At 63.2% G+C, this 239-nt stretch carries 1 protein-coding gene; it reads left to right on the top strand.

Translation table 11 applies throughout. The features are described from left to right. Positions 1 to 239: immunoglobulin-like domain-containing protein (locus tag VD17_RS32755; protein WP_259674597.1), on the top strand; the 239-nt coding region annotated here is incomplete at both ends.

The following is a 239-nucleotide window of genomic DNA, read 5'->3' as shown; positions in this document are numbered from 1 at the left end:
AAGGTCCAACCACCGTTACCGAGTCCATCAAGGCCGCATCCGGCGGCAACCTCGAAGCCATCGCCCCGGTGAAAACCCCGGTCACCACCTCGGTCACTGACGTCAACGACGCCACCACCGTGAAGTTGACCGCCTCGCCGAGCGTGAACGAAAACGGCACCATCACCTACACCGCGACGCTGACCGATGCCAATGGCAAGCTGGTCACGGCGCAGAAGGATCCGGTCACCGTCACCCTC

Origin of the sequence: Pseudomonas fluorescens (genome assembly GCF_000968015.1) — a bacterium.
Lineage (GTDB): Bacteria > Pseudomonadota > Gammaproteobacteria > Pseudomonadales > Pseudomonadaceae > Aquipseudomonas > Aquipseudomonas fluorescens_W.
The sequence above is the reverse complement of the archived record's forward strand: the minus strand, read 5'-3'. Positions and strand labels throughout refer to the sequence as shown.